Source organism: Bacillus sp. JJ664 (genome assembly GCF_036962205.1).
Lineage (GTDB): Bacteria > Bacillota > Bacilli > Bacillales > Bacillaceae_G > Gottfriedia.
In genome coordinates, this window is sequence record NZ_JBALMS010000010.1 from 1 (window position 1) to 6,667 (window position 6,667).

General features: G+C 32.3%; 6 protein-coding genes and 1 riboswitch. All 6 genes read left to right on the forward strand.

The genetic code is table 11. The features are described 5' to 3' along the window. Positions 1-558, forward strand: a 558-nt coding sequence (locus tag V7056_RS01660) for a winged helix-turn-helix domain-containing protein (RefSeq protein WP_499698694.1), incomplete at its 5' end; no start/stop codon positions are given. Next, on the forward strand, positions 558-2,342 hold the full coding sequence (locus tag V7056_RS01665) for an ATP-binding protein (RefSeq protein ID WP_499698696.1): 1,785 nt from the start codon (positions 558-560) through the stop codon (positions 2,340-2,342). The genes V7056_RS01660 and V7056_RS01665, both read left to right, overlap by 1 nt. A 70-nt stretch (positions 2,343-2,412) precedes the next feature. Further along, positions 2,413-2,586, forward strand: a riboswitch (cobalamin riboswitch). Positions 2,587-2,713: 127 nt separating this feature from the next. Then, positions 2,714-3,673: an ABC transporter substrate-binding protein gene (locus V7056_RS01670; protein WP_499698698.1), complete on the forward strand. Its 960-nt coding sequence runs from the start codon at positions 2,714-2,716 to the stop codon at positions 3,671-3,673. Continuing rightward, positions 3,639-4,685: a FecCD family ABC transporter permease gene (locus V7056_RS01675; protein WP_499698700.1), complete on the forward strand. Its 1,047-nt coding sequence runs from the start codon at positions 3,639-3,641 to the stop codon at positions 4,683-4,685. The genes V7056_RS01670 and V7056_RS01675 overlap by 35 nt, the downstream gene beginning before the upstream one ends. Then, on the forward strand, positions 4,682-5,467 hold the full coding sequence (locus V7056_RS01680) for an ABC transporter ATP-binding protein (RefSeq protein WP_499698701.1): 786 nt from the start codon (positions 4,682-4,684) through the stop codon (positions 5,465-5,467). Before V7056_RS01675 ends, V7056_RS01680 begins: the two co-directional genes overlap by 4 nt. 131 nt (positions 5,468-5,598) lie before the next feature. Then, positions 5,599-6,168 (forward strand): cob(I)yrinic acid a,c-diamide adenosyltransferase, encoded by a 570-nt coding sequence (locus tag V7056_RS01685; RefSeq protein ID WP_499698703.1) that lies wholly within the window; start codon positions 5,599-5,601, stop codon positions 6,166-6,168. Positions 6,169-6,667: the final 499 nt, after the last annotated feature.

Genomic DNA, 6,667 nt, shown 5'->3' on the forward strand with positions numbered 1-6,667 from the left:
GATTTAATGATGCCTAAAATAGATGGAATTGAAGTTTGTAGAGAGTTACGAAAAGTTAAAACGACACCGGTTATCATGCTTACTGCAAAAGGTGAAGAAACAAATCGTGTTCAAGGATTTGAAGTTGGAACAGATGATTATATTATTAAACCATTTAGCCCACGTGAAGTAGTACTTAGGGTAAAAGCTTTATTAAGACGTTCATCAAATATGCCAGTTTTCACATCGGATAATTCTTCTGCAAAAGATGTAGTTGTATTCACACATTTAACGATTGATAATGATGCTCATAAAGTAATCGTTGAAGGTGAAGAAGTTAGCTTAACACCAAAAGAATATGAACTGTTATTATTTTTAGCCAAATCACCAGATAAAGTGTTTGACCGTGAGACATTGTTAAAATCCGTATGGCAATATGATTTCTTTGGTGACTTACGTACTGTTGATACTCACGTAAAACGATTACGTGAAAAACTTAGTAAATGCTCTGAAGATGCGGCTAAAATGATCGTAACTGTTTGGGGTGTAGGTTATAAATTTGAGGTAGGTCAGGAGTAATGATTTTAAGAAGTTTAGTTGGTAAGCTGTGGCTTACAATTATATTACTAGTTTCGCTTGTATTGTCATTTTTAACATTTGTGCTCATAGGATTCTTTGAGAAATTTTATATTGATCTTCAAGTACAAAATATGAAAGATGATGCAACGAAAATAGCTGGGTTAATCGAGAAAGGCCAATCAATTTCAGATGTTGAGTACTTATCTAATAATATTGTAAATCGTTATTCGAGAGTGATTATTTCGATTGAAGATGAAGAACCTTGGTACTCAAATAATAAATACGGCATTCAAGAATTACCTTATGAAGAAATACAAAAAGATCATGTTTTAAATAGAACGATTGAATACAAAGAAGATGTTAGTAAAAGACTCGTATACGGTAAGAATAGTGAAAGAGAAAAGCTAGTAGTTGGTATAGCGATAAAAGATCAAAATCATCATGGTGCGGTCTATATGTATCAATCATTACAGCCCGTTAAAGGGATGATTCATCAAACAACAAATTTTGTATTACTTGCTGCTTCAATTGGGATTGTTTTAACGACTTTCTTCTCGTTTTTCCTTTCATCAAAAATTACTGCGCCACTTAGAAAAATGAAAGAAGTGGTCGGTGATATGACATCAGGAAATTTTGATGCAAAAGTTCCGATTCACTCAAATGATGAAATAGGTGAACTTGCATATTCTTTTAATAAAATGAGTAAGAAGCTAAACTTTAATATGAATGCGTTAAAACAAGAAAAAGAGAAAGTATCAAATATCATTACGAGTATGGTAGATGGGGTAATATCGATCAACAATGAAGGTAGTATTGTAACGACTAATCCACCGGCTGCACGCTTTTTAAAATTGCTAAATGATGATGAAATTGGGAAAGATTCAGAGCTAGTTTTGACAAATGACTTATTAGATTTATATAAATTAGTAGTAGAAAGCGAAAAGAAGCAATTTATAGAATTAAATTTAGACCAAGGAAATTGGCAAATTGTGATGTCACCATTATACAATCAAACAAATATCCGCGGTGTTGTTGCAGTTATTCGAGATGTTACAGAACAAAGACGATTAGAAAAAATGAGAAAAGATTTTATTGCAAATGTATCTCACGAGTTAAGGACACCAATCTCATTATTACAAGGCTACAGTGAAGCAATTGTTGACGGCGTTGCAGAGTCTAAAGAAGAGATGCAGGAGCTGTCACAAATTATATATGATGAATCATTAAGGATGAGTAGATTAGTAAATGATTTATTAGACCTTGCGCGTATGGAAAATGGTTTTACTGAATTAAATCGTGAACCAGTACCAGTCATTCCATTTGTAGATCGTATTATTCGAAAATTTAAAGCGCTAGCAAGAGAGAAGAACGTTTCACTTTTTGGTGAATTAGATGATATTATACAAGATACTATTTTAATTGATGAAGATCGAATGGAACAAGTCTTTACAAATTTAATTGTAAATGCCATTACACATTCCAATGAAAATGGTAGAATCATCGTTTCCGTTTCGCAAAATAGTGAAGATACTATTTTTGAATTTATAGATTCAGGTGCTGGTATTTCTACGGAAGATTTACCGTTTGTGTTTGAAAGGTTCTATAAAGCCGATAAAGCACGTACTAGAGGTAAGAGTGGAACAGGCCTTGGATTATCAATCGTTAAGAACATCGTGAACGCTCATGGTGGCTCTATTCAAGTATTCAGCGAAATTGGGCAAGGTACGACATTTAAAGTGAAAATACCACATTTTATACGAATAAATGAAAAAGTTGTAGAGTAATCTTGTTTCATATAAAACATTTTAATAAAATAATTGAATTCTCACTTATTATACTTTACGATTAATATAATGAAATATTGATGAATTTAGTGCGATAATCGCATAATAGGGAATCTGGTAAAGTCCAGAACTGTCCCCGCAACTGTAATGTGGACGAAACGAACATACCACTGTTCCATCGGAATGGGAAGGTCGGAGTAGGTTGAAGCAAAGTCAGTAGACCTGCTAAATTCATCCGTTTTCAATTCTTCGGGGAGTGAGAATTTGAAGCAGCAGTTGCAAGTATTACTTGTATCATTATGTTGTTTCGACCCCCTTCATATATTTGAATGGGGTTTTTTTATGCTTTCCAACATACTAGGGGGAGAAATATGAAGAAAATTTTATCAAGTTTGTTTGTCGTTTTATTATGCTTAGGTTTATTTGGGTGTAACAGTGAAACAGCACAAAAAGAAACAAATGTACCAAAAACTGAAGCTGCACAATTTCCTTTAACAGTTAAAGATTCAACTGATCAAGAAATTGAGATTAAAGAAGAGCCTAAAAAAATTATTTCATTAATACCAAGTAATACAGAAATCTTGTTCTCAATTGGTAAAGGAAAAAACGTGATTGGCGTAACTGATTTTGATAACTATCCAGAGGAAGTTAAAGGAATCGACAAGGTTGGTGGAAATAATGCAGATATGACTTATAACATTGAGAAAATCATTTCACTTCAACCAGATTTAGTATTAGCTCATGAATCAAGCCTAGGTATATCCGCAGATGGTTTAGAACAATTAAAACAGGCTGGGATTACAGTGTTTGTTGTGAAAAATGCTGAATCAATAAATGATGTATATGATACAATTAAAGAAATTGGTCAGATCACGGGAAAACTTGATGAATCAAAAGAAGTTGTAAGTGATATGAAAGAAAAATTAGAGAAAATCAGTGAAAAAACTGCAAATATTGGCACGAATCCATTAGTTTGGTTAGAAATTTCTGGACCACCTGAAATATACACGGCAGGAAATGGAACGTTTCTTAATGAAATGATATCAATTATTCATGCGAAAAATGTTGCAGAAAAAGAAAAAGGCTGGGTAATGTATAGTGAAGAATCTGCTATAAAAGCAAACCCGGATGTTATATTAACTACATACGGTGATTATGTTCCTGATTTAGAGAAAGTTGTTCTAGGAAGAAAAAATTGGACCTCAGTAAATGCAATTAAAAATAAACGAGTTTTTGATATTAATGCTGATACAACATCAAGACCTGGTCCAAGACTTGTTGAAGGAGTAGAAGAAATTGCAAAGGCGGTTTATCCAGAGATTTTTAAATAAGAATATATTTTTTATTCCATCATTTGTATTATTGTTATTATTTATTTTAGGGGTTTCGATAGGATCAACATCGATCCCCTTTTATTCTATTATTCAAAGCTTTTCCGATGCGTTTTTTAAAACAACTTTTGTCCCAGATGATATTCAAACGATTGTAATGAATATAAGAGTGCCTCGCGTATTATTAGCGGGTTTAGTGGGGGCTTGCCTCTCATTAGCAGGAGTTGCCTTTCAAGGTATATTAAAGAACCCATTAGCTGACCCTTTTACATTAGGTGTTTCTTCAGGGGCATCAGTAGGGGCAGTTTTTGTCTTATTTTTTCAGATTAGCTTACCAATCGTAACTTATTTTACATTACCTGTTGTCAGTATTCTTTTTGGTTTTTTTACATTATTACTATTGATTGTTTTTGTACGAAAATTAGATCGTTCATTGAATGTTGAAACACTTATTTTAGGCGGGATCATCATTAGCTCATTTTGTTCGGCCTTATTATCATTATTTATTACATTTTCTGATAATGAATTACGCTCTGTAATCGGTTGGTTAATGGGGAATATCGGAGGAAGAGGTATACAGTATTCAATCACACTATTACCATTTTTAATTTTATCCTTTCTCATTTTATTCAGCCAAAATAGACAACTAGATGCAATGACATTTGGTAGTACAAATGCAAAACATATAGGGATTAATGTTAAAAAAGTTACCTATTTAATTTTATTTACAGGAAGTATTTTATCAGGTGCAGCTGTAGCAGTATCTGGGACAATTGGATTTGTAGGATTAGTCGTTCCACATTTTACAAGAGCAATCGTAGGACCGTTACATAGAAAGCTACTACCATTAGCAATGATAAACGGTGCAATCTTTTTAATCGGCTCTGATATTATTTCTAGAGTCATATTAGCTCCAAGAGAATTACCAATAGGTGTTATTACATCTTTAATTGGTGCACCGATTTTTGCAATTATTTTGCTTCAACTGAAAAGGAATAGAGGGAAACTATGATCAATTGTAATCAAATCTCATATTCATATAATGGGATTCAAAAAGATATAAAGGATCTTTCTTATTCCATAAATGAAGGTGAATGGTTAGGTATTATTGGACCAAACGGAAGTGGAAAGTCTACATTTTTACATATTCTTTGCGGACTCCTGAAACCGTTAACAGGGGATGTGATGATTGACGGAGAATATATAACAAAGATGTCTAATAAAGAAATTGCCAAAAAAATCGCCGTCTTATCACAACAAAATTCGTATACATTTTCTTATGAAGTAAACGAAACTGTTAAACTTGGACGCATCGCACATTCAGCCTCGCTTTTTCCAACTTGGACTAAACAAGATGATCACGCAGTTAGTAATGCGTTACTTATGACTAGTACAAACAATATGAAACAAAAATTTATTAGTGAAATTAGCGGTGGTGAGCGACAAAGAGTATTTTTAGCACAAGCTTTTGCGCAAGAAACGCCTTATATATTTTTAGACGAACCAAGCAATCATTTAGACCTAATGCACACGATTAAAATATTAGATTTATTAAAAGAATTACAAGTAAATGAAGAAAAAACAGTGGTAACGGTTTTTCATGATTTAAATTTGGCGAGTTTATATTGTGATAGAATATTAGCGCTAAAAGATGGTGCAACATTCTGTGAAGGCAAAACGGAAGAAGTTTTAACTGAAGAAATACTTGAAGATCTTTACGGGACTTCGTTTCAAATTATGAATAATCCTAATACGAATAAAAAAGTGATTGTTTATAAAAGTAATTATGCTTAAATATTGATGCTCTTTTATATATGATAAATAATTTTTATTTAAATAGATTTAAAAAGTTTATGAAGTTTATGAAGTAGATTTAGAGTCAAATTTTATGAAAGAACAGAATTTAAGTCAAGGAGGAAGTTTTCATGAAGATTTATACTAAAACTGGTGATAAAGGTCAAACAAGCTTAGTAGGTAAACGAGTAGATAAAGATCATTTAAGAGTGGAATCTTATGGCACGATTGATGAGGTCAATACAATTGTTGGATATGCTATGACTTATTTAGATTCAGAAGATACAAAAGACCTTTTTGAAAGCTTACAAAAAATACAGCACGAATTATTCGATTGTGGTGGAGATTTAGCGGTTGTAAAAGAAGGTATTCCATTTAAAACAACAGAAAAAATGGTTGAAGATCTTGAAAAACTGATAGATGAATATATGGATGCAACGCCACCCCTTGAAAAATTTATTTTACCAGGTGGTTCAAAAGCGGCTGCGATTATTCATCAGGCTAGAGCAGTTACAAGACGTGCTGAACGTAACGTCGTGTCATTGATGAAGCAAGAAACAATACATGTGCCAGTTTTTCTATATTTAAATCGTCTATCAGATTATTTCTTTGCACTGGCTCGAGTAATTAACACGAGATTGAATATTAAAGATATAGAATATGAAAGAGGCGCAATCGTATTTAGAACAGATAAAAAATAAAGTAAAATGAATAGTTGTTAATTAGAAAGTTTCTCTAATTAATAACTATTTTTTTGTACTAAAATTTATTTTCTAACATAGAATGGTTGAGTATGAAATAAAATTGAAGGATTACATATGAAAAGACTTCTGTATAAATGATTCTATTTATATGTTCCAAAATATTAATAAGTTGCAGCCATGGATTTGGCTAATGGATCAGTCAATGACTATTAGTATAAATGCAACTTGCCATCGAACAATTGAATGTAAAAAGTAAAAAAAGTACATGAAAAGTGCACATTCAATTGTTCCAGGTCTTATGCTTGTCGGAGCTGACCAGGCGCTTCCACATTTCGTTTTTAGGAGGATTTATTTTATGTTTGATTTGTTTAGAAGGTGTTTGTTAGTTGTTGTATTTGTGTTAACGATTGGTCTTTTGTTTATTGGTGGTAATAAGGAAAAATTTGAAGAGTTTGTGGCGGGTAAAAGTATAAAAGAGATTAAAACCGCATTAAAT